The sequence below is a fragment of the Alcanivorax sp. 97CO-5 genome (assembly GCF_000524665.1).
GTDB classification, from domain to species: Bacteria; Pseudomonadota; Gammaproteobacteria; order Pseudomonadales; family Alcanivoracaceae; genus Alcanivorax; species Alcanivorax borkumensis.
On the sequence record NZ_KI965897.1, the window covers coordinates 1 to 528 of the forward strand.

A 528-nucleotide genomic window follows, 5' to 3' on the forward strand; every position below is an offset into this window, starting at 1 on the left:
TGGGGCCGCTGCTGGACTGGATTGAGCAAGAAAAGCCGCCGTTGAACGTGCGTTCCTGGACATTGGGCGGTGAAGCGTTTACTCGGGAAACCTTCGAGCGGATGCAGCAGGTATTAAAGCCGCAACGCATTCTCAACGGTTACGGCCCGACAGAAACCGTGGTAACGCCGATGCTGTGGGCGGCCTATGAAGGCGATACGCTGAGCAGCGCCTACGCGCCCATTGGTCATGCGGTGGGGCCGCGAAAACTTTACGTGCTGGATCAGGATTTAAACCGTGTTCCTGTGGGCGTGGCGGGCGAGTTGTATATCGGTAACGAAGTGGGGCTGGCCCGTGGCTATCATCAGCGCCCAGACCTGACCGCCGAACGGTTTTTGCCTGACCCGTTTGGCGAACCCGGTGAGCGCATGTACCGCACCGGAGATTTAGTGAAGTACCGCGACGACGGGGTAATGGAATACCTGGGGCGGGTGGATCAGCAGGTAAAAATTCGCGGTTTCCGCATTGAGCTGGGAGAAATTGAAAGCC

1 protein-coding gene is annotated in these 528 nt (G+C 58.1%); it reads left to right on the top strand.

The window, feature by feature from the left end; translation table 11 throughout:
- A partial coding sequence (locus Y017_RS15425) for an AMP-binding protein (protein WP_035460219.1) occupies positions 1–528 on the top strand: 528 nt, incomplete at both ends.